At 45.9% G+C, this 21,466-nt stretch carries 22 protein-coding genes; 8 read left to right on the top strand and 14 right to left on the bottom strand.

What is annotated here, in order from left to right:
- The first annotated feature begins 23 nt into the window (after positions 1-23).
- Entirely contained in the window at positions 24-836 is an 813-nt protein-coding gene (locus TW84_RS14405; protein ID WP_045976328.1) for a MetQ/NlpA family lipoprotein, read from the top strand.
- A 66-nt stretch (positions 837-902) separates the two neighbouring features.
- Here TW84_RS14405 and TW84_RS14400 read toward each other — a convergent pair whose 3' ends face one another.
- The 4 genes from TW84_RS14400 to TW84_RS14390 all read right to left on the bottom strand — a co-directional run bounded on the left by TW84_RS14400 (position 903) and on the right by TW84_RS14390 (position 3,722).
- The gene (locus TW84_RS14400; RefSeq protein WP_045976327.1) at positions 903-1,400 is read right to left on the bottom strand and encodes a GNAT family N-acetyltransferase; all 498 of its coding nucleotides are present in this window, start codon (positions 1,398-1,400) and stop codon (positions 903-905) included.
- Between the two features lie 117 nt (positions 1,401-1,517).
- Complete coding sequence (locus TW84_RS14395) at positions 1,518-3,104, bottom strand: AbgT family transporter (protein WP_045976326.1); 1,587 nt, start codon at positions 3,102-3,104, stop codon at positions 1,518-1,520.
- A 231-nt stretch (positions 3,105-3,335) separates the two neighbouring features.
- The gene (ykgO, locus tag TW84_RS24135) at positions 3,336-3,461 is read right to left on the bottom strand and encodes a type B 50S ribosomal protein L36 (RefSeq protein WP_005380299.1); all 126 of its coding nucleotides are present in this window, start codon (positions 3,459-3,461) and stop codon (positions 3,336-3,338) included.
- Positions 3,462-3,722, bottom strand: coding sequence for a type B 50S ribosomal protein L31 (locus TW84_RS14390; RefSeq protein ID WP_004744820.1), 261 nt, complete (start codon positions 3,720-3,722; stop codon positions 3,462-3,464).
- 116 nt (positions 3,723-3,838) lie between these two features.
- Between TW84_RS14390 and tsaA the strand changes: the two genes are divergently transcribed.
- Both tsaA and TW84_RS14380 read left to right on the top strand, forming a co-directional pair.
- On the top strand, positions 3,839-4,534 hold the full coding sequence (gene tsaA, locus TW84_RS14385; protein WP_045976325.1) for a tRNA (N6-threonylcarbamoyladenosine(37)-N6)-methyltransferase TrmO: 696 nt from the start codon (positions 3,839-3,841) through the stop codon (positions 4,532-4,534).
- Positions 4,535-4,645: 111 nt separating this feature from the next.
- The gene (locus TW84_RS14380; RefSeq protein WP_045976324.1) at positions 4,646-6,361 is read left to right on the top strand and encodes a proline--tRNA ligase; all 1,716 of its coding nucleotides are present in this window, start codon (positions 4,646-4,648) and stop codon (positions 6,359-6,361) included.
- 334 nt (positions 6,362-6,695) lie between these two features.
- On the opposite strand, the gene TW84_RS14375 is transcribed toward TW84_RS14380, so the two are convergent.
- Together TW84_RS14375 and lpcA are read right to left on the bottom strand one after the other, a co-directional pair.
- A complete protein-coding gene (locus tag TW84_RS14375; protein WP_045976323.1) occupies positions 6,696-7,541 on the bottom strand; it encodes a class II glutamine amidotransferase in 846 nt (281 codons plus the stop codon).
- A gap of 74 nt (positions 7,542-7,615) precedes the next feature.
- The gene (gene lpcA / locus TW84_RS14370; protein ID WP_006957880.1) at positions 7,616-8,194 is read right to left on the bottom strand and encodes a D-sedoheptulose 7-phosphate isomerase; all 579 of its coding nucleotides are present in this window, start codon (positions 8,192-8,194) and stop codon (positions 7,616-7,618) included.
- 309 nt (positions 8,195-8,503) lie between these two features.
- Here lpcA and fadE point away from each other — a divergent pair, with 309 nt between their 5' ends.
- The gene (fadE, locus tag TW84_RS14365; RefSeq protein ID WP_045976322.1) at positions 8,504-10,954 is read left to right on the top strand and encodes an acyl-CoA dehydrogenase FadE; all 2,451 of its coding nucleotides are present in this window, start codon (positions 8,504-8,506) and stop codon (positions 10,952-10,954) included.
- Positions 10,955-11,016: 62 nt separating this feature from the next.
- Here fadE and TW84_RS14360 read toward each other — a convergent pair whose 3' ends face one another.
- A complete protein-coding gene (locus tag TW84_RS14360; RefSeq protein WP_045976321.1) occupies positions 11,017-12,264 on the bottom strand; it encodes a TIGR03503 family protein in 1,248 nt (415 codons plus the stop codon).
- An 8-nt stretch (positions 12,265-12,272) separates the two neighbouring features.
- The gene (gene dnaQ / locus TW84_RS14355; protein ID WP_045976320.1) at positions 12,273-13,013 is read right to left on the bottom strand and encodes a DNA polymerase III subunit epsilon; all 741 of its coding nucleotides are present in this window, start codon (positions 13,011-13,013) and stop codon (positions 12,273-12,275) included.
- A 56-nt stretch (positions 13,014-13,069) separates the two neighbouring features.
- On the opposite strand from dnaQ, the gene rnhA reads away from it, so the two are divergent.
- Positions 13,070-13,534: a ribonuclease HI gene (gene rnhA / locus TW84_RS14350; RefSeq protein WP_045976319.1), complete on the top strand. Its 465-nt coding sequence runs from the start codon at positions 13,070-13,072 to the stop codon at positions 13,532-13,534.
- Positions 13,535-13,541: 7 nt separating this feature from the next.
- On the opposite strand, the gene TW84_RS14345 is transcribed toward rnhA, so the two are convergent.
- Positions 13,542-14,270, bottom strand: a complete 729-nt coding sequence (locus tag TW84_RS14345; RefSeq protein WP_045976318.1) for a class I SAM-dependent methyltransferase — start codon at positions 14,268-14,270, stop codon at positions 13,542-13,544.
- Between the two features lie 39 nt (positions 14,271-14,309).
- On the opposite strand from TW84_RS14345, the gene gloB reads away from it, so the two are divergent.
- From gloB to TW84_RS14330, 3 genes are all read left to right on the top strand, one after another.
- Complete coding sequence (gloB, locus tag TW84_RS14340; RefSeq protein WP_045976317.1) at positions 14,310-15,068, top strand: hydroxyacylglutathione hydrolase; 759 nt, start codon at positions 14,310-14,312, stop codon at positions 15,066-15,068.
- Positions 15,069-15,138: 70 nt separating this feature from the next.
- On the top strand, positions 15,139-16,704 hold the full coding sequence (locus TW84_RS14335) for a lytic transglycosylase (protein ID WP_045976316.1): 1,566 nt from the start codon (positions 15,139-15,141) through the stop codon (positions 16,702-16,704).
- Positions 16,701-17,387, top strand: a complete 687-nt coding sequence (locus TW84_RS14330; RefSeq protein ID WP_045976315.1) for a YIP1 family protein — start codon at positions 16,701-16,703, stop codon at positions 17,385-17,387. The genes TW84_RS14335 and TW84_RS14330 overlap by 4 nt, the downstream gene beginning before the upstream one ends.
- Here the strand turns inward: TW84_RS14330 and TW84_RS14325 are convergent.
- The 5 genes from TW84_RS14325 to accA form a co-directional block, all read right to left on the bottom strand.
- Positions 17,367-18,224: an endonuclease/exonuclease/phosphatase family protein gene (locus tag TW84_RS14325; protein ID WP_045976314.1), complete on the bottom strand. Its 858-nt coding sequence runs from the start codon at positions 18,222-18,224 to the stop codon at positions 17,367-17,369. The two genes, TW84_RS14330 and TW84_RS14325, sit on opposite strands and share 21 nt — an antisense overlap.
- 53 nt (positions 18,225-18,277) lie before the next feature.
- Positions 18,278-18,616: a nitrogen regulatory protein P-II gene (gene glnB / locus TW84_RS14320; RefSeq protein WP_006957894.1), complete on the bottom strand. Its 339-nt coding sequence runs from the start codon at positions 18,614-18,616 to the stop codon at positions 18,278-18,280.
- A 103-nt stretch (positions 18,617-18,719) separates the two neighbouring features.
- Complete coding sequence (locus TW84_RS14315) at positions 18,720-19,034, bottom strand: c-type cytochrome (RefSeq protein WP_045976313.1); 315 nt, start codon at positions 19,032-19,034, stop codon at positions 18,720-18,722.
- 37 nt (positions 19,035-19,071) lie between these two features.
- Entirely contained in the window at positions 19,072-20,406 is a 1,335-nt protein-coding gene (gene tilS, locus TW84_RS14310; RefSeq protein ID WP_045976312.1) for a tRNA lysidine(34) synthetase TilS, read from the bottom strand.
- Positions 20,407-20,499: 93 nt separating this feature from the next.
- Positions 20,500-21,459 carry an acetyl-CoA carboxylase carboxyl transferase subunit alpha gene (gene accA, locus TW84_RS14305; protein ID WP_045976311.1) on the bottom strand — a complete coding sequence of 320 codons (960 nt, stop codon included), beginning with the start codon at positions 21,457-21,459 and terminating at the stop codon, positions 20,500-20,502.
- Positions 21,460-21,466: the final 7 nt, after the last annotated feature.

Below are 21,466 nucleotides of genomic sequence, written 5' to 3'. Positions count from 1 at the left end.
AGATACAGAATAAGGAGAAAGTCATGAAATTTGGATTAAAAGGTTTACTCGCCATTGCAGCAGTCGCTTCGTCACTTGTGCTATCCGGATGTGGTGAAAAGCAAGCAGCAGACACCAGCAAGATTAAAGTCGGTGTTATGGCGGGCGCTGAAGCTCAGGTAGCAGAAGTCGCCGCTAAAGTTGCAAAAGAAAAATACGGCTTGGATGTGGAGCTTGTTACTTTTACAGATTACGTGACGCCAAACGCAGCATTGGATGATGGCTCTATCGACATCAACGCATTCCAGCACAAACCATATCTAGATCAACAAGTGAATGATCGTGGTTACAAACTAGCAATCGCTGGCAATACGTTTGTTTACCCCATTGCTGGTTACTCTAAACAAGTGAAATCGGTCGATGAGATTCAGGAGGGTGCTCGTATCGCAGTACCAAACGACCCAACTAACTTAGGGCGTTCTCTACTGCTTCTTGAACAACAAGGACTGCTTAAACTACGTGATGGTGTTGGTCTACTAGCAACCGTACGTGATATTGCTGAAAACCCAAAAAACATCACTATTGTTGAACTAGATGCCGCTCAGCTTCCACGCTCTCTTGACGATGTAGCCCTGTCTATCATCAACACAACTTACGCAAGCTCAATTAACCTGACACCACAAAAAGATGGCGTATTTGTTGAAAACAAAGAATCTCCATACGTAAACATCATTGTGGCGCGTGAAGACAACGTCAAAGCTGAAAACGTGCAGAACTTCATCAAGTCTTACCAAACGGAGGAAGTGTACACGGCTGCTTCAGACATCTTTAAAGGTGGCGTAGTTAAAGGTTGGTAATAACTTACTGAGTTGAACAAAGGCTGACGTCATTGCGTCAGCCTTTTTCTTTGCTTTTTTGATTGATCATAGGAATTTCTCAATCAGTATTTCATCGATGTACCGACCTTTCACATAAGCGTGCTTCTTTGCCGTTCCTATCACCTCAAAACCCTGATTAAGATACACAGCTAAAGCCGTTGGATTATCTTCTCTCACGTAAGCAAACAGCTTTTCATATCCCTTATTTCTTGCCGACGCAAACGTCTCAGCAAATAAACTGCTGGCGATCTTCATCCCTCGAAACTGCTCATCTACATAGGTACCGATCACTCCAACATGAGCGAATGCCTGAGTATAGGACGCGAATGGTTCGACATTCTGAAATCCTAACACCTGTTGATTCTCGGACACAGCAACTTTGAAGACGCCTCGCTGAGGAAACTGACGGATAAAAGTTTGCTCGTCGACGAGTGAAAATGGTGTATCAATAACGGTAAATTTACCTTGCTCAATGATTGGATTTAATACACCACGAACACCATCGGCATCCTCTATTTTGACTTCTCTGATTGTCACTTCCATTACTAATCTCTTGCCCCTAGCACTAGATACGGTGAATTTTATAGTCTTAGATCTACCCACAATACCAAAAACAAAAAACCGGAGCACTTGGCTCCGGTTTTGTCGTTCGATAAGACGTTATGGCGCGTAGTAGGTCGCCGCACCAGGACCGACTGGCAAACCAAATACGAATACCCATAGGTAGAACAGTAAACTCCAACCCACGATAAAGCAGATTGAGTACGGTAGCATGGTCGCAATCAGCGTACCGATACCTAGATTTTTCATATAACGCGATGCAACAGCGAGAATCAAACCAAAATAGCTCATCATTGGTGTAATGATGTTGGTCGTGGAGTCACCGATACGGTATGCCGCTTGAATCGTTTCAGGCGCATAGCCGACTAGCATCAACATGGGAACAAAGATTGGCGCTGTCACAGCCCATTGTGCAGAAGCTGAACCGATCATCAGATTGATGAAACCACACATCAAAATAAAGGAAAAAAACAACATAGGACCAGTCAGACCAATGCTTTGTAGAAAATCTGCGCCTGCTACCGCGAACACTTGACCAAAATTAGTCCACTTGAAAAACGCAACAAATTGAGCAGCAAAGAATACCAGTACAATGTACATTCCCATTGAAGACATGGATTTAGACATCGCGTCAATCACGTCGCGATCATTCTTCATTGTGCCAACTACTCTACCGTAAACCAGACCTGGGATAGCAAAGAAAACAAAGATGAAAGCCACAATACTTTTCAGGAATGGCGAACCTGCAACCGTGCCGGCGTCTGAGCGAAGAATTCCATCTGCAGGAACAATTGTCCAAGCAAGTAGAGCAGATACAACCAGCACGGCCAGTCCAGCCATTTTCAAACCTTTCTTCTCAACGTCAGTTATCGTGCCCATTGAGTCATTCGACAAATCTTCTGCTGCATCTTCTTCGTTGTATTTGCCTAATTTAGGCTCAACGATTTTCTCCGTTACGAAAGCACCCATACCGGCGATGAAGAAAGTAGAAACGAACATAAAGTACCAGTTAACTTCTGGGCCAACAGTGTAAGTAGGGTCAATCATTTGTGCTGCCGTTTCTGTGATCCCAGAAAGCAGTGGGTCAACAGTGCCGATCAGTAAGTTTGCGGAATAACCGCCAGATACACCTGCAAATGCAGCGGCGAGACCGGCAAGAGGGTGGCGACCCAAAGAGTGGAACAGCATAGCCGCTAGTGGGATAAGTACCACATAGCCTAGTTCAGATGCTGTATTGGAAATGATACCTGCAAATACCACCGTGATGGTAACCATGCTCTTCGAAGCACCCATAACCAAACCACGCATTGCCGCAGACAGTAAACCTGAATATTCCGCCACTGCAACACCCAATAGTGCAACTAATACGGTGCCTAAAGGCGCAAAGCCGACAAAGTTTTTAACTAGATTGGTAACAATCAACTCAAGACCGTCTGCATTTAACAAGCTGACAACCTGAATCATTCCGTCAACGGCACGACCTGGAGCGCCTTCTGGACGAGGATCTGCTACCGCCACTTCAAAGTAACCTGCAATACCGGAAGCGATTAAAATCGCAACACAGAAAATGGCGAAAAGCGTGATCGGGTGTGGTAACAAGTTGCCCAAATATTCAACGGTATCTAAGAAACGAGTAAATATCGGCCTCTTAGGCGAGTTTTGTTTAATCGAAGTAGATGAACTCATCTCTTCCCTCCTTGTTGTTGTTAATCCTGCGCGTCATTGTGCCAAGCGGCAACAAAGCTCGCGCAGGTTACTCGACAAAGAGGTCAATTAGAAATCAAAAATGTAATAAAGTGCTATCTTGATCAATATGATTAACGATAAAAAAACAAAAAATCAGCAGCTTCATCTACATAAGTGACAATCGTTAGAATTATAAATTACACCAAACAATTGAAATTAATAATGCATTCACTATTTCTGAACAGCTTTGAATCTGGGATTGGTTTTACATATTACGTACAAACGCCCTCTCCTTTTTACTATCTGACAATCAGGATGGCGACTTTTAGCACTTTTAAGAGATTTTACGACCTTCATTTACTTGTCCCCTTTAGAAAATTGACCAAATCGACGCTTAAAGTTAGCGACACGACCTTCCTGATGAATGACACGCTGCTTACCTGTGTAGAAAGGGTGAGATTTAGAAGAAACTTCAATCGTAAAGTACGGGTAGGTTTTGCCATCTTTCCACTCAATAGTGCGGTCAGTTTGCAATGTTGAACCGATAAGGAAGTACTCATCAATGCTTGTATCATGGAAAACCACGGTTCGGTATTCAGGGTGAATGTTGGGTTGCATAATTACCTCAATAGAAACTGTTATGTTATAACATTTTAAATAATAATCATTATCAACAAGTTTTACTACTCTTTTTTGTGATACTTTTTCCTCATCACCAAATTGAGAGAAAAGAGATGTATTCCATAGAGCCGATCGGTTTTATTGAAAGCCCATATAAAGAGAAGTTCGCCGTTCCTCGGCAGCCGAGCTTAGTACCCGCTGCTCGCTCGCGAGTAAAGCTAGTTGGAGAGGCGAATAGTCCCGAAGCAGTGCGCGGGTTGGAGCAATTCTCCCATGCTTGGTTATTGTTTCTGTTTGACCAGAATTTAGCGGCAGGATGGAAGCCTACTGTCAGACCACCTCGACTGGGTGGCAATGAACGTGTAGGTGTATTTGCTTCTCGTTCGACGTTTAGACCCAATGGGATTGGACTGTCAGCGGTTAAAATTAAAGGGGTCACAAAACAAGGCGATCAGATCTATCTCGATCTGGGCAATGTCGATTTAGTTAATGATACTCCTATCATCGACATCAAGCCGTATATCCCTTATTCAGACTCTATTCCTCAAGCGCTAGGAAGCTACGCAGAAGCGGAACCAGAAAAGTCTCAAGTCCTATTCTCGTCATTAGCTATAGAGCAGTTAGATACCCGCGGATATCTTGACTATCAAAAGACGGTAATTGAGCAGGTTTTAGCACAAGACCCTCGCCCAGCGTACAAAAAGAACAAGCCTGATAGTAAAGAGTATGCGGTAAATTTGTTCGATCTGAATGTGAAGTTCACCGTTAACGATAACTTAATAACGGTTACTGCGATTGAAAGCTTTTGACAACGGCATTTGGCTGATATTATAAGCGGCTAACAATTTTCCCCTCGTGGGACTTCCATACTCCTGTCCATTCTGGCTTGAGTATCTAACTTTAATGAACGGATAAGTTAAATGCGTACCAGTAATTATCTTCTTTCTACTCTGAAGGAGACTCCAAACGACGCAGAAGTAGTGAGCCACCAGCTCATGCTACGTGCAGGTATGATCCGTAAGCTGGCTTCAGGTCTCTACACCTGGCTACCTACTGGTCTACGTGTACTGCGTAAAGTCGAAAACATCGTTCGTCAAGAGATCGACAATGCAGGCGCAGTCGAAACATTGATGCCCGTTGTTCAGCCGTTTGAACTATGGGAAGAGACAGGCCGCAGCGAGAAGATGGGTCCTGAGCTACTTCGCTTTACTGACCGACACACTCGTCCGTTTGTTCTTAGCCCAACAGCTGAAGAAGTGATCACTAGCCTAGTGCGCAATGAAGTGAGCTCTTACAAGCAGCTACCGCTAAACCTTTACCAAATCCAAACTAAGTTCCGTGATGAGCGTCGCCCACGTTTTGGCGTAATGCGTGCACGCGAATTCTGCATGATGGATGCGTACAGCTTTGATATCGATAAAGAAGGTCTACAGAAGTCTTACGATGCAATGCACGATGCTTACTGTAAAGCCTTCGACCGCATGGGACTTGAGTACCGCCCAGTACTGGCTGACTCAGGTGCTATCGGTGGTAGTGGTTCTCAAGAGTTCCACGTACTTGCAGAAAGTGGTGAAGACCTAATTGCCTTCTCTACTGAGTCTGACTACGCAGCGAACATCGAAAAAGCCGAAGCACTCGCTCTGGCTGACGAAGCTGCGGCTCCAACTCAAGAAATGACGTTAGTTGACACGCCAAACGCAAAGACAATTGCTGAGCTTGTTGAACAGTTTGAGGTGCCAATCGAGAAGACGGTTAAGACGCTATTTGTTAAAGCATCTGATGAAGTTGACGCTGACCTAATCGCGCTTATCATTCGTGGCGACCACGAACTGAACGAAGTGAAAGCGGAAAACCTTCCTCAAGTTGCAGCCCCTCTAGAGATGGCAACAGAAGAAGAGATCCGTGCCCTAATCGGCGCTGGCCCTGGCTCACTAGGCCCTGTTGGTCTTAAACTGCCATTCATCGTTGACCGCACTGTTGCTGTAATGAGTGACTTTGGCGCAGGCGCTAACGTAGACGACAAGCACTACTTCGGTATCAACTGGGGTCGTGATGTTGAGCTTGGCCAAGTTGAAGACTTACGTAATGTAGTTGAAGGTGATCCAAGCCCTTGTGGTAAAGGTACCATCGCACTGAAACGTGGTATCGAAGTAGGCCACATCTTCCAACTAGGTAATGTTTACTCTCAAGCAATGAACTGTGGTGTTCTTGGTCCAGACGGTAAAAACGTTATCCTAGAGATGGGTTGTTACGGTATCGGTGTTTCTCGTGTTGTTGCGTCTGCAATTGAGCAGAACCACGACAAGTACGGCATCATCTGGCCAGACGCACTTGCACCTTTCCAAGTCGCGATCGTACCAATGAACATGCACAAGTCAGAAGAAGTGCAAGAAGCGGCTGAGAAGCTGTACGCTGAACTGACGGCAATGGGCATCGAAGTTCTATTCGACGACCGTAAAGAGCGCCCTGGCGTAATGTTCTCTGATATGGAGCTAATCGGCGTTCCTCACACTATCGTCATTGGCGACCGTTCAATGAAAGAAGGTAACTTCGAGTACAAGAACCGCCGCACTGGTGACAAGACACCTGTTGCGATGGCCGATATCGTTGAACACATTAAAGCTCAGCTAGCGTAAGTTAGCACCTAGAAATATAAAAGGCCGATGGAGACATCGGCCTTTTTTGTGGGAAACGGGAGATTTTATAGAGTTGGCACTTTTCATCAGCTCTTTTGTTTCAACAGTTTATCTAGTCATCCTCAAGAGCAAGGAACGAGCGAGTTGGGGATCTCTTCAAGCGACTAGATAACTTATTGAGATTCCCTACTCCTTCCTTCGTCAGTCTATGGAATGACCAAACGAAGTATTTGTATTCTATCTCGCAGGGCAAAGCCCGCTCCTGTTTTCCATAGGACGAAGTCCGTTCTCGCATCTCGCGGGCGCAGCCCGATCTAAGAGCGCAGCGATTCTATTACTCCAACGGCTCAGTAGGCGCCTGACTTTCAACCTTTTTCGGAGCAAATGGTGCATCAATAAGCTCATCGGCATTACCATCGACAATCTCACCAAAATGTAAAATGCCAAATTCTCCCGGTTTCATTCGATGCCATTCTTCATTATCAGTTAGCGGCTGCGTCGCGATGACTGAAACCACATCATTAGGTGTCGTTTCTTCCTGAAAATTAATCTCGACATCTTCATCAATTAAAGAAGCTTTGCCAAATGGCGCACGACGAGTAATCCAGTAGAGATGGTTGGTACAATAGGTCATAACGTACTCACCATCTGACAACAGCATATTGAACACCCCTTTACTTTTCAGGGTTTCACAACATTTCGCCACAAAGCGGAACACACCTATCATATCCTGAGGCGGTTCTGGGAATCGGTCTTCCATCTGCTTAAGCAACCAACAAAACGCCAATTCACTGTCTGTCTGGCCCACAGGTCTATGACGCCCAGTATGCAGCTCTTGATAATCAGACAACTGACCATTGTGAGCAAAAGTCCAATAACGTCCCCACAATTCGCGGGTAAATGGGTGAGTGTTCTCTAGATTGACGCCACCACGATTCGCTTGACGAATATGGCTAACTATTGCGCAGCTTTTGATCGGATAATTTTGAACCAATTCAGCAATTTTTGACTTGCAGCTTGGATTCGGATCTTTAAACGTCCGAAAACCTTTACCTTCGTAGAAAGTGATCCCCCAGCCATCGCGATGTGGGCCGGTATTGCCGCCACGCTGCATCAAGCCAGTAAAACTGAAACAAATGTCTGTTGGTACATTGGCGCTCATTCCGAGCAATTCACACATGGTTTATAAAACTCCCTTGCACTACCTAAGTGCCAGCATAAACAACACTGGCACTTGCTAAACCAGTTTGAAAATTACTTTTCCATTTCCTTTTCGATCAACTGAATCACAATATGGATGATTTTAATGTGGATCTCTTGAATACGGTCAGCGTAACCAAAATGAGGAACACGAATTTCAATATCCGCTAGACCCGCCATTTTACCGCCATCTTTACCGGTCAGAGCAATCGTCTTCATGCCTTTTGCCTGAGCCGCTTCAATCGCTTTAAGAATGTTGCCAGAGTTTCCCGATGTCGACAAACCAAATAGTACATCCCCTTTAGCACCAACCGCTTCTACATAGCGAGAGAACACATACTCGTAACCAAAGTCATTACTTACACAAGATAGGTGGCTTGGATCGGAGATAGCAATACCTGGCAAACCCGGACGATTCTCACGGTAACGACCTGTCAGCTCTTCAGCGAAGTGCATAGCGTCACAGTGAGATCCGCCGTTACCACAAGAAAGCACCTTGCCCCCCTGCTTAAATGAGTCAGCGAGCATCTTGGCCGCCGCTTCGATTTGCGCAATATTACTTTCATCGCTAAGGAATTTATTCAGTACGTCAGCAGCTTCGGTAAGTTCGTTTTTAATCAGATCCTGGTACATAGGTTTTTCTCTAATTATTTTGTATTAACAAGGCCGACGCTTATCGTCGCCAAGGTGATAAACAGAGTTTACTCAAACAATTCTCACTGTCGATAGCTGCCCGCAAACAATTGCGTCTTTATTCCGTTTCTGCACCATCAAAAATAGCTCTCCTCTTCATTTTTAGAATTTACCCCCTACCAAGATCACTTTTTGAACACATTTGGGTTTTACATTTCTTTAATATTTTGATTACACTCTAACTGGTTGGACCTCTTACTAGATAACGGCGTAATCTGAATTTCAAACGCCGAACAAGGAACATTAACTATGGACATCTTGCTCTCTATACTCGGATTTGCTACAGCCCTGGCGATCTGTCTCTATCATCGTACTTCGCTGATGAAATCGATAGCTGCTCTTACCGCCACACTAGCAGTGCTTTCTATATTTGGCTCTGCAGGCTCACTCAGCTGGATTCTTTTCATCGCTGCCACTGCGGTAATCGCGATTCCTTCCATTCGCCAATCTCTGATCAGTCAAAGAGCGCTGACTTTGTTTAAAAAAGTCTTACCAGCGATGTCACAAACGGAAAAAGAAGCCCTCGATGCTGGTACCGTTTGGTGGGAGGCTGAGCTTTTCAAAGGCAAGCCAGACTGGAACAAACTGCATGCGATTCAAAACCCTAAGCTCACAGCCGAGGAACAAGCGTTTCTTGACGGCCCAGTAAACGAAGTGTGCGCGATGGTGAACGATTACCAGGTCACTCATGAACTGGCTGACTTACCCCCTGAAGTGTGGCAGTACCTTAAAGACAACAAATTCTTCGCCATGATCATCAAAAAGAAATACGGTGGCTTAGAGTTTTCTGCTTATGCCCAATCTTTGGTGTTACAGAAATTAACTGGCGTGTCAGGTGTTCTTTCTTCTACTGTGGGGGTTCCTAACTCTTTGGGACCAGGTGAGCTGCTGCAACATTACGGTACTAACGATCAAAAAGATTACTATCTACCCCGCCTTGCAGAAGGTAAAGAAATCCCTTGTTTCGCCCTAACCAGCCCTGAAGCTGGCTCTGATGCCGGTTCAATCCCTGACTTCGGCGTGGTATGTAAAGGCAAGTGGGAAGGTAAAGAAGTGCTGGGGATGCGCTTAACTTGGAACAAGCGCTACATTACCTTGGCACCCGTTGCTACGGTTCTGGGCCTTGCCTTTAAACTGCGTGACCCTGAAGGATTACTCGGTGAACAGGAAGAACTGGGCATCACTTGTGCTCTGATTCCTACCCATCTTAAAGGTGTTGAGATTGGTAACCGGCATTTCCCTCTGAACGTGCCGTTCCAGAATGGTCCAACTCGTGGTGAAGACTTGTTTGTGCCACTCGACTTCATCATCGGTGGCCCTAAAATGGCTGGCCAAGGCTGGCGAATGCTGGTTGAATGTCTGTCAGTGGGTCGTGGTATCACGCTGCCTTCTAACTCTACAGGTGGTATCAAGACGGCAGCACTCGCTACCGGTGCATATGCACGCATTCGTCGCCAGTTCAAACAGCCAATCGGACAGATGGAAGGTGTGGAAGAGCCATTAGCGCGTCTAGGCGGCAACGCGTACGTCATGGACGCAGCGAGTAACCTAACTGTCGCTGGCATTGATTTGGGCGAAAAGCCTTCCGTTATCTCCGCAATTGTAAAATACCACTGTACCCACCGCGGTCAGCAAAGCATTATTGATGCAATGGACATCGTGGGCGGTAAAGGTATCTGTATGGGACCTTCCAACTTCTTGGCCCGAGGCTACCAAGGTGCGCCTATTGCTGTAACTGTAGAAGGGGCCAACATCTTAACCCGTTCAATGATCATCTATGGTCAAGGCGCTATCCGCTGTCATCCTTACGTTCTTGAAGAAATGAATGCGGCTTATTCAGACGCTTCTGATGCACTAGATAAGTTTGATGCTGCACTTGCAGGTCACGTCAGCTTCACAATGAGCAACTTGGTACGCAGCTTCTGGCTAGGTCTCACTGATGGTCGACTCTCATCTGCACCCGTCAAAGACACGACCACCCGCTACTACCAACAACTCAACCGCTACAGTGCAAACATTGCATTCCTGTCAGACATTTCAATGGCCGTATTGGGCGGTTCGCTGAAACGTAAAGAGCGCTTATCAGCGCGTCTGGGGGATATTCTCAGCCAGCTTTATCTCAGCTCTGCAACACTCAAACGTTATGAGAGTGATGGCCGTATCGCTGACGATCTTCCTCTGGTTCATTGGGGATTACAGGACAGCATGAAGCAGACAGAAGAAGCAATTGATGAATTCCTTGCTAACTTCCCGAACAAGTGGCTGGGTAAAGTACTGCGAGTGATGATCTTACCCTTTGGCCGCGTGCGTAAAGCACCAAGTGATAAAATTGATAGCCAAGTTGCTCAGATTCTTCAAACACCATCAGCGACACGTGATCGATTGGGCCGCAATCAATACTTCCACGCGAGCGAGTTCAATCCCGCCGGTAAGATTGAGGAAGCACTGCATATCATTCTTGAAGCAGAACCAGTGTTTAAGAAAGTCTGTAAAGCCATCAACGAACGACGTCCATTCCTACGTCTCGACTTAATCGCTGACATTGGTCTAGAAAAAGGCATTATCGATTCTGCCGATGCACAACTACTACGTAAAGCAGAAGAACATCGCTTATATGCAATTAACGTGGATGACTTTGACCCAAAGGACTTAGCTGCCAAGCCTCTAGAGATAACACCTCAGATGGATGAAGTGGCGTAAAGTTCACACTGACTAAAAAGGGCTGCCAAGTTGGCAGCCCTTTTTAGCAAGTCTGATTTATCTTATTTCTTCGGCATTTCTAATTGCATTTCAGGCATCATTTCCTTCTTGGCTCCTAACTTACGCATCACAAACCAAACCGCTAAACCAAGAATAATCATCACCACATTTCCGACCCCAATCATAATGAAGGTTTGGGTACGTTTCTCTTCTCGCATTTGAATCAAACGCATTTCCTCGACTAATTTCTGTTGCATCATACGCTCTTCTTCTTGCAATCGGCGTGTCTCAGCAAAGTCAATCTCTTCAAGAACACTGTAAGTATGTTCTTTGATTGGAAAAGCAAGTGGACGACCCGCTCCCATTTCAGTCGCAAAAACCTTCCCCATCCAAGAATAATTACCAATATCGTCGTTGTAAGGGATCGCCAGTACTACTTTATCTGATTCTTTTGAGGCACTCTCTGCTACGGAAATTTCGCTGGCATCTGGCGACTTATGTTCGATTTGCGCGGCCAAACTTCCTGGTTGAATCATCCCCTGTTCACCAGAGATGACCAACTGATGCTCTTTGCCTTCTTCACGACTTTGGATAAAGGTAGTTTCTACCGGTGTTGGGTAAATCAGTACCTCCTGCTCCTGAGCACGGAGGAACACACCGTTGCCTGATGTAATACGAACGCGATATTTACCCGGTTCAGGAGATATATTCAGAGAGACGGTAAACACACCATCTCCAGCCACTTCGTCCAACCCACGGCCATCATCAGAAAATTCACCAATCGTATATGGAATTGGTCTTGCTTCCTTGATCAGCTCCTCTTCGTTTTCAACATATTTGGTAAAAGTCACCATCAATTTGACTCGTTCAAGGAAGTCTCTGAGCACCAAAGGTTTACCATCAGCTGTTAGACGAGCGGTAAATTTCATTTCTTCATTTTGAAATAGCCTTGCCGGCATGGTGTCAGTTGACAGTTCAAGGTGGGAGATCAGAATGATTTTATTCTTAGGCGTGACTTTACCGATTGCCTGCCAAGGGCCAGGCATAGGATTGTCAATCGAGATGATGTCCATGGACGATTCTTGATACCAACGGACATTGTCTGGGCTACGCCACGCGTAGTACTTTTTCCCATCTGGGCGTACCAGAACAACTGGGCGAGAGCGCTCAGCACGATAGATGACAAAGGTAATTTGTTTTATGGTAGGGTCGACTCGAAAACGGTTGTCGAGCAGCGACATGGAGGATTCCTCAGCGTATCCTAAGGTACTGACCAACAAACCCAGTAGGGCAAACCAAATCCTCAACATTCCTTCTCCTACTGACGCCAGAGACAGCTTCCGCTCTTCTCCACCAGATCCAATCTATTTTGATGTGCTTCTAGTTCATCGGCCGTTGCACGGATAACCTTTAGCGATTTTCGCCCACCAGCAGCCCGTTTTATTGATTCACCTCCCACATTACCTTCTGCACTGCCCGGGTTAAATTGCAGTGATGTCTGGCCACCTGTCATTAACAGATAAACGTCAGCCAGTATCTCAGCATCGAGCAAAGCGCCGTGGAGGGTACGGTGAGAGTTATCTATACCGTAGCGATCACATAATACGTCAAGGTTGTTTCGTTTGCCGGGGAAGATTTTCTTCGCCATGGCAAGCGTATCGGTCACCTTACAGTAATCGTCAGTTTTACCGATCGTAGGATCGAGCATACCAAACTCGTAATCCATAAAACCGGTATCAAAGGGCGCGTTGTGTGCGACTAATTCAGCGCCTTTAATAAACTCGATAAATTCCTTATGGACATCCTGATACTCTGGTTTGTCGACCAGAAACTCGTCAGTGATACCGTGAACTTCAACAGCGTCAGGCTGAATCTCACGATCGGGTTTGATGTAAACGTGAAAATGACGTCCGGTCAGTTTACGGTTGATGATTTCCACCGCTCCGATTTCGATAATACGGTGCCCTTGATAATGAGGACCACCTTCACGGTTCATACCTGTGGTTTCGGTATCGAGTACCACGATGCGATTGTGGTTGGAATTGTTGCTGGTATTCATAACAAATTGTGTGTCAGACTATGCCAATAATGTGCTTAACCCAATAGTATCAAATCATGACGAAACAGGTGGAAATTTTCACAGATGGTTCTTGTTTAGGCAATCCAGGTCCTGGCGGATACGGCATTGTTTTGCGCTACAAACAAGTAGAAAAGACATTATCGAAAGGTTATACCCTCACTACCAACAATCGTATGGAAATGATGGCAACTATAGTCGCACTGCAAACTTTGAAAGAGCCTTGTGACGTCATACTCACCACTGATAGTCAGTACGTTCGCCAAGGCATTACTCAATGGATCCACAACTGGAAAAAACGCAACTGGAAAACATCCGATAAAAAACCGGTTAAAAACGCCGACTTGTGGAAAGCACTTGATGCAGAAACAGGTCGCCATAAAATAGACTGGCGTTGGGTCAAAGGCCATGCTGGCCATCGAGAGAACGAGATGTGTGATGAGCTAGCCCGAGCTGCCGCTGAAAGTCCAACCGACGAAGATACGGGGTATCAGCCTAGTTAGAACGGCTTCACTTACTCGAAACTTTATAATTGACGCCAATCGGCGTCAATTTTCGTTTTAGCTTCCAATGTGGCTTGATTGGTTTAAGTGGGTAAGTGCGTTTGCGGGCAACAATAAAGTACAGGCTGCCCATAGGAGATGCCAAATCCCCTAAACTATTTTCCAGCCAAGTCCACATTGTGCGGTATTTTTGCATTGGAAACAGGGCATAGCTGTCACATTCAATCACCTGATAGTTCAAGACACTCAACCAGTCGCGGATGCGATTCGGGGTAAACATACGCCCACTCCAAGGCAAGTTATTCTTGCGCCACGGCATCAGGCTCGCGAAACCAGTGAGGCTGACAGGATTAAAACCCGTAATGATCAAATACCCATCGTCGATCATCACCCGATCGACTTCTCTCAACATGCGATGGGGATCATTGCAATAATCCAGTTGGTGCGCCATCACAACAGCATCGAAACTTTTTTCGAGAAACGGAAGGTCATAACCATCTGCAATCACATTGTGCAAAGGGTTCTGGATATCGAGGTTAACTTGGTGTTGAATGTTACAATTAAAGCTGGTTAACTCACAGCTCAGCCCTCCCAGCTTAAGCATATGATAGCCAAATAATTTGGGGCACCATTCATCGATACGAGTTTGTATGGACTCATTAACCCATTGGCCATTTTTAAGCTGAGACCATGAATGAGGCTTTTCAAGCTTCTTGTTACTGCGTGCTGGCTTCATACTCAACCTGCTTCACTCTTGGTAATCGGAGACACAACTATGTTAGAGATCAAAAGCATACCTGCATTTAATGATAATTACATCTGGCTGATTCAAAATAGCGATCAGAGTTGTGCTGTTGTCGATCCGGGAGAGGCAACCCCTGTACTAGAGTACCTTAAACAGCACGAGTTAAGCTTAGAGGCTATCTTAATTACTCACCACCACAACGATCACATCGGCGGTGTCCCAGAGCTTGTCAGGCAGTATCCAGATGTCGATGTGGTAGGCCCAGCCAATGAACCAGTACCTACATTAACTCACGCCGTCGAGGCTGGTGACCAACTTGAGTTGTTTGGTGAAATATTTTTTGTTTTGGGTTTAGAGGGACATACTCGCGGACATATCGGCTATGTCGGGGATGAAAAACTGTTTTGTGGTGACGTTCTGTTCTCAGCTGGTTGCGGGCGGGTCTTTGAAGGTACGATGGAACAGATGCACACCTCCCTCGCCAAACTTGCCGCTCTGCCAGAAGAAACCGAGGTCTACTGCGCACATGAATATACTGCAAGTAATGTTGCTTTTGCTCTTGCAGTAGAGCCCGACAATGAGCTTCTACAGCAGTATCGTGACGAGGTTAATCGTCTCAGGGCACAGAACAGACCGACTCTACCAACCACCATTCGCAAAGAAAAATGGATTAACCCTTTTCTACGTACAGATCAGCAAAGCGTCATGCGTTCAGTGGCTAACCGGACTCAACAAACGGACTCGCTCGCCATTTTTACGGCATTACGTGAGTGGAAGAACGAATTTTAACGTTTTGCAACTTGTCACCCCCATATTTAGACAAGTATTATCAGCAGCCAAATAGAAAAAGGGCTGTGAAATGCGAGTAAAACACAGCTGGGTATTAGCACTACTACTAACAGGATGTCAGCTTACCCAGCAGACAGAGAGCGATCAATCCGCCTCTACGGAGACCAATAGCTCACCAGCAGTAGCGTCAAGTATGCCTGGTGACAAAACTTCAGAATCGTCGGAATCCTATAAACCAATCATGACACCCCAGTCTCAGGATGATGTCTGGCAACGTATCGCAATGCAGTTGGATTTCCCGATTCCTGACGATAAGATGGTCGATTACTACCGCACTTGGTATCTTAAACACCCTAACCATCTTAAAACAGTTTCCGAACGTGCCCAGCCATTTCTTTACCTGATCACAGAAAAGATTGAGCAACGTGGCCTACCGCTAGAGCTTGCACTTCTACCTATCGTTGAAAGCTCTTTTGATGCCTTTGCATACTCTCACGGCAGCGCAGCTGGACTATGGCAGTTTGTTCCCGGCACAGGAAAATATTACGGTTTAACGCAAAACTTCTGGTATGACGGCCGACGTGACGTCGCCGCGTCTACAGACGCAGCGCTCGATTACCTAAGCGCTCTCAATAAACGATTCGAAGGCAACTGGAATCATGCAATTGCTGCCTACAACAGCGGCGGTGGTCGTGTCTCTAGCGCGATAAACAAAAATACGAGATTGGGTAAACCAACCGATTTTTTTTCTCTTGATCTTCCAAAAGAGACCAGTGGTTATGTGCCAAAACTACTCGCATTGGCTGATATCATTGCAAATAAAGACAAATATGGTATTGATATCCCAGCGATTGCCAACCAGCCTGTTGTCGAGCTTGTTGATCCTAAAGAACAACTAGACTTAGCCATTGCAGCAAACTACGCCGGCATCAGCGTCAAACAGCTGCAAAGCCTAAACCCCGCCTACAACCAATGGGCAACCGCACCAGATGGCCCACATCAGCTTTTACTGCCCGTTGCAAAGATTGATGTTTTCAAAGCCAAAGTCTCTGAAAATCGGGGAAAAGGGATGAAGGTGGTCCGCTATAAGGTTAAATCAGGTGACAACTTGAGCGCATTAGCCAATCGATATAACACGACAACGAAAGTCATTCAGAGCGCTAACAACCTGAGTGGATACAACATCCGCGTCGGACAACACTTGATGATCCCAACATCCACTAAAGATGATCGAGCTTATACACTCAGTGCCACCAACCGACTGGCAAAAACTCAGGCTAAGTCTCGTGGACAATATAAGCTCACTCATACTGTACGCTCAGGTGATAGTTTATGGAGCATTGCTCGAGCCAACAAGGTCTCTCACCAATCTCTTGCAAAGTGGAATGGCATGGGGCCAAGAGATACACTTCGTGTTGGACAAAAGCTGGTGATCTGGAAAAACAGCTCTGAAGGCGCCATTATCCGTACCGTTTTCTATAACGTAAAGGCTGGTGACACCATCAGCGCTATCGCCAACAAATTTAAAGTGAAATCCCAAGATATCGTCAAATGGAACGGGCTAAGCAAAAAGAAATACCTACAGCCTGGTCAGAAACTCAAACTCTATGTCGATGTAACTAAGGTAAGTGTATGACGCCTTCCTCAAACCCTCTCGTGATGCTAGTTGATGTATTTCGTTCACCCAGTGCATGCTTCCTCGCACTATACCAACGTGGAGCTTGGGGCTGGCAAACCTACATCGTGTTAATGTTATCCCCATTTCTCTTTTGGGGCGCCTACTTTGATATTGTGGATTTTGAATGGCTGAAGCAGGGCTTGTCCACTCAACTCGCCCAAACCAATCCGAAGCAATTGGCGCTCCTTGAGGCAAACACTTTGATGGCAAGTGAGATCATCAGTGACGTGATAGGCCGGACTCTCACCATTGTGATGTTGGCGTTCTGGTTCAATTTAGCGACGAAACCCAGCCAACATCAACACGGCTTCTGGCGCTGGTTTGCTGCAAGCACTGTTGTCGTATTTCCAGCGATCATTGGCGATCTAGCAAGTTACGTCAGTCTGCTGCTCAAGCATGGTCAGGTCATGGTGTATGCGGCCGATCTCAATAGTCTCAATGGCCTCCTAAAACTGCCTCTGACCAATGAGTGGTCGCAATTTGCGAGCTCATTCCCACTGCTCTTACCTTGGTATATCGCTTTAGGCTATGCAGCTGTCGGAACTTGGACGGAATTCGAACGTGGTCAAGCGTTGGCAATTTCAGCGCTCCCTTGGATAGCGTATTACATTATCTGGGCGCTATATATCGTTATCAGCTAGACGAAACATGACTTCAAGAGGATTATGGTCAGAGGCGTCGGATTCCGGCGCCTCTGCTTTTATCAGGGCTAACCCACGATAAAAAACATGATCGAGCGCTAATCCGGTTATAAATTGAGTACGATTATCAGGGTGATAGCTCACTTCTTGTACACCAAGCTTGTCTAGTGCACTCTTCATTACCGCCATTCTATCTGCACTCCAACTATTAAAATCACCGGCGACGATAATCGGACCTGAATGCTTATTTAGCTCGGCGACCAGCGCATCAAGCTGCCTTTGGTACTCGTCCGTACCATAGGTAAAGTTCACCGCATGGATATTAACCACCGCCAATAACTCACCGTCAGACAAGGGATAAGTCGCATAAATAGCAGATTTAGGTAAGCGCAACCATGGTTCCAGTTCAGTGTAAGCGCAAGCGAGCTTGGGCAGAGACTTAGATAAATTCAGTACGCCAGCACTGCGTTCAAACGCTTTAAACGCGTCCACTTGGTTACCAAACCAAAACGGCTGTTTTATCCACTCCTTTAGTTCAGCGGTCATACTGGCTTCCTGCAGTAAGACCAGCTGTTTATCTTCAGAATATTTGGTCAGTTCTTGCGACCAATTGTCGCGATTTTGTTTATAAATATTCCAAACTAGCAGATTTATATCACCATTGTTGTCAATGGACTCTACGTTAGATGCATGTGCACAACGCAATGACACATCTTCCCCTGACGGAGAAATAGTCGATAGTTGAGGCTGCTCAGGAAGAGAAAACGTTAGTTGGAAACCTCCAACCACGACGGCGATAACAACAATAGGTAAGATCAACAGGCGCTTTTTTTTCACTTGACACTACCATGAAGAAAAAAGAGCCTTGCGGCTCTTCTAAGAAAATCAGGTTAGATTGCGTCTTCGTCTTCTTCACCAGTACGAATACGGACAATACGCTCAATATCTGTGATAAAGATTTTGCCGTCACCAATTTTACCGGTTTGGGCCGTTTCGACAATGGTATCAACACATTGCTCTGCCACATCGTCTGTCACAACAATCTCAAGCTTCACCTTAGGTAAGAAATCCACCATGTACTCTGCACCACGGTACAGTTCCGTATGCCCTTTCTGACGACCAAAGCCTTTCACTTCAGAAACCGTCATGCCAGTGATACCGACTTCCGCCAATGCTTCACGAACGTCATCCAATTTAAATGGCTTAATAATGGCTTCGATTTTTTTCATGTTCATCCCTTAAACTTCAGCAATTTGTCTCATTATCCCATGATAAAAAGGCAATAAAAAGCCCGAGCTTATGATACTCGGGCTAAACACTGTTGCCGATGCCTTACTTTAGACTCGCATAGTAGGCCGCTAAATTAGCAATATCCGCGTCACTCAGCATCGCAGCTTGTGCCTGCATAACAGCAGCTAATCCACCATTGCGCTCTTTGTTTTTATAGGCATTAATTGACGTCACGATGTACTGTTCATTTTGGCCTTTTAGGTTCGGGTAACCAGGAATAACAGCGACACCATCTGCACCGTGACACGCTGCACATACCGCCGCTTTTGTTTTTCCAGCTGCAACATCGCCTGCAGCCATTGCTTGCCCAGCAAACCAACTCATTCCAACCACTATTCCAATCGCGATTTTTTTCATTGCTCTTCCTTATTAATTCCACTTTATTTGTGTGTTTTTATGTATACAATTTTGACACAAATGGGGCTGGCTTGTCCCAGACAAGTTCACAGTCTTGGCCTGCAAAGTGATGATCAATAAAGACATCGGCGACAGCAGCAACCTGATCTCCACACAGTAAAATGGGTACACGGCGCCGCAACCAACTTGGCACTCCATATTCCTGAAACAATTTTTTCAATTTTCGGCTATGGTTGCGATCAGTAGGCTTCGCGCTCAAACCTTGAGGCTCAAACGTAACGGATAATGGCCCAGTTTCAAGTTTAGCTAGTGAAAGCTGCCCATGATGACTAGGCTGGAGTAATAAGGTACCCAATAAATCTGGCAAGTTCAGCCTTGTACCGATGGCGACACCCCGCTGCCAGCCAGACAACTCTCGCCACTGTTCAACCAAGTACAAGCGCCGTTCAAAGCGGCGGATTTGGCCTCCTGCTATAGACAGTTCAGGATTGGCATCTTGACGGCTGATAGCCACTTCCTGCCACATCTTTTTCAGTTGCTCGCGGCTCGGCATGCGTACATGATGATGGTCGAGCCACATCCTGAGCAGCCGAACGCGCATCAATAGCGTCATATTCTGTAAAGGCTCAATCCATAGGCTACCGTCTTGATGTAACACCTGTGCTAAGCGCTCAGCCAATAATTGATCAAGAAGTTGCTCTTGCTCAGCACACAATTCGGCACTGCGTTGCACAGCCTTAGAGAAATGTGGCCAACGCTGCGTAATGACAGGCGTCACCTGATGACGAATAAAGTTGCGATCAAATCGTATGTCTTGGTTACTTTCATCTTCAACCCATTGCAACTGCTCAGCTACAGCATAGGCTTTTACATCTGTTCGACTTACTGCTAGCAATGGCCGAACAAGTAGCCCTTCACTCAAAGGCATTGCCTGAGCCATAGCGGATAGCCCTTTAGGCCCACTGCCACGTTTTAATGCGAGCAAGAATGTCTCGAGCTGGTCGTCGCTATGCTGCCCTGTCAGTAGTAAATCTCCCTTGGAAACATACTGACTTAGAGCCTGATAACGAGCCTCTCGTGCGCTTTCTTCAATGCTTTTTCCGTTTTTTTCCAGCGTCACTCTTTCGAGGTTAAAAGGAATACCATCTTCTGAGCACCATTGCTGACACTGCTTGGCCCAATTGTCAGCATTACTGCTTAAACCATGATGGACGTGTACTACTAGTCCCTCTTGCTGATGCTCACGGCAGTATCTCGCCATTAGTGACAGTAGAACTCTAGAATCCAGACCACCACTCAAAGCTAGCACTAACTTACCGCTAGGCAGCCTGTGTTGGTCAATGACAGAAGAAAATGTCTGATATAAATTCATACACAAAGAAGAGAGATTTCAATGCTGTTAGTTTACCACTCATAACAAAAAAAGCTGAACCTAAGTTCAGCCTTTGTTTTTAATCTTGCATGATTAACAGTAACCGTAGCTCATTAAACGCTGGTAACGGCGTTCAAGCAGAGCATCGTTGTCAAAATGTTGCAGCTCATCTAGTTGCTTGACCAAAATCGCTTTCATATTTGCCGCCATTTGGATGTGATCACGATGTGCTCCGCCTAGAGGCTCTTCGATGATTTCATCGATAAGTTCCAGCTCTTTCAAACGTGGAGCAATCAGTCCCATCGCTTCCGCAGCTTGTGGTGCTTTATCTGAATCGCGCCAAAGGATTGAAGCACAGCCTTCAGGTGAGATAACAGAATAAGTCGAGTATTGCAGCATGTTCACGTAGTCACCTACACCAATCGCCAGTGCACCACCAGAACCACCTTCACCTACCACGTTACAAATAACTGGCACTTTAAGACCTGCCATTACTTTCAGATTTTTCGCGATAGCTTCAGATTGGCCGCGTTCTTCAGCACCAACTCCTGGATACGCACCTGCAGTATCAATGAAAGTTATGATTGGCATGTTGAAGCGCTCAGCCGTTTCCATTAAGCGAAGCGCTTTACGGTAACCTTCCGGCTTTGGCATACCAAAGTTACGTTTCACTTTCTCTTTCGTTTCACGACCTTTCTGATGGCCAATAATCATTACTGGACGACCATCAAGACGAGCCATACCACCAACAATCGCTTTGTCATCTGCGTAAGCACGATCCCCTGCTAACTCTTCGAACTCTGTAAAGACATGCTCAATGTAATCTAGTGTGTATGGGCGCAGTGGGTGACGAGCCATCTGAGCTGTTTCCCATGCCCCCAGATCGCTGAAGGTTTTTTTCTTTAATTCTAAGCTTTTCTTTTCTAATTGTTCGATCTCTTTGTCCAGATCAACGCCAGAGTCACCACCGTGACGAGAAACACTACGAAGTGCTTCAATCTTAGCTTCAAGTTCTGCAATAGGCTTTTCAAATTCTAAAAAGTTCAGGCTCATCTATAGA

This window comes from Vibrio neptunius (assembly GCF_000967495.1).
Classification (GTDB): domain Bacteria; phylum Pseudomonadota; class Gammaproteobacteria; order Enterobacterales; family Vibrionaceae; genus Vibrio; species Vibrio neptunius.
Note: the sequence above shows the minus strand (reverse complement) of the source record. Positions and strands in the feature narration are given on the sequence as shown.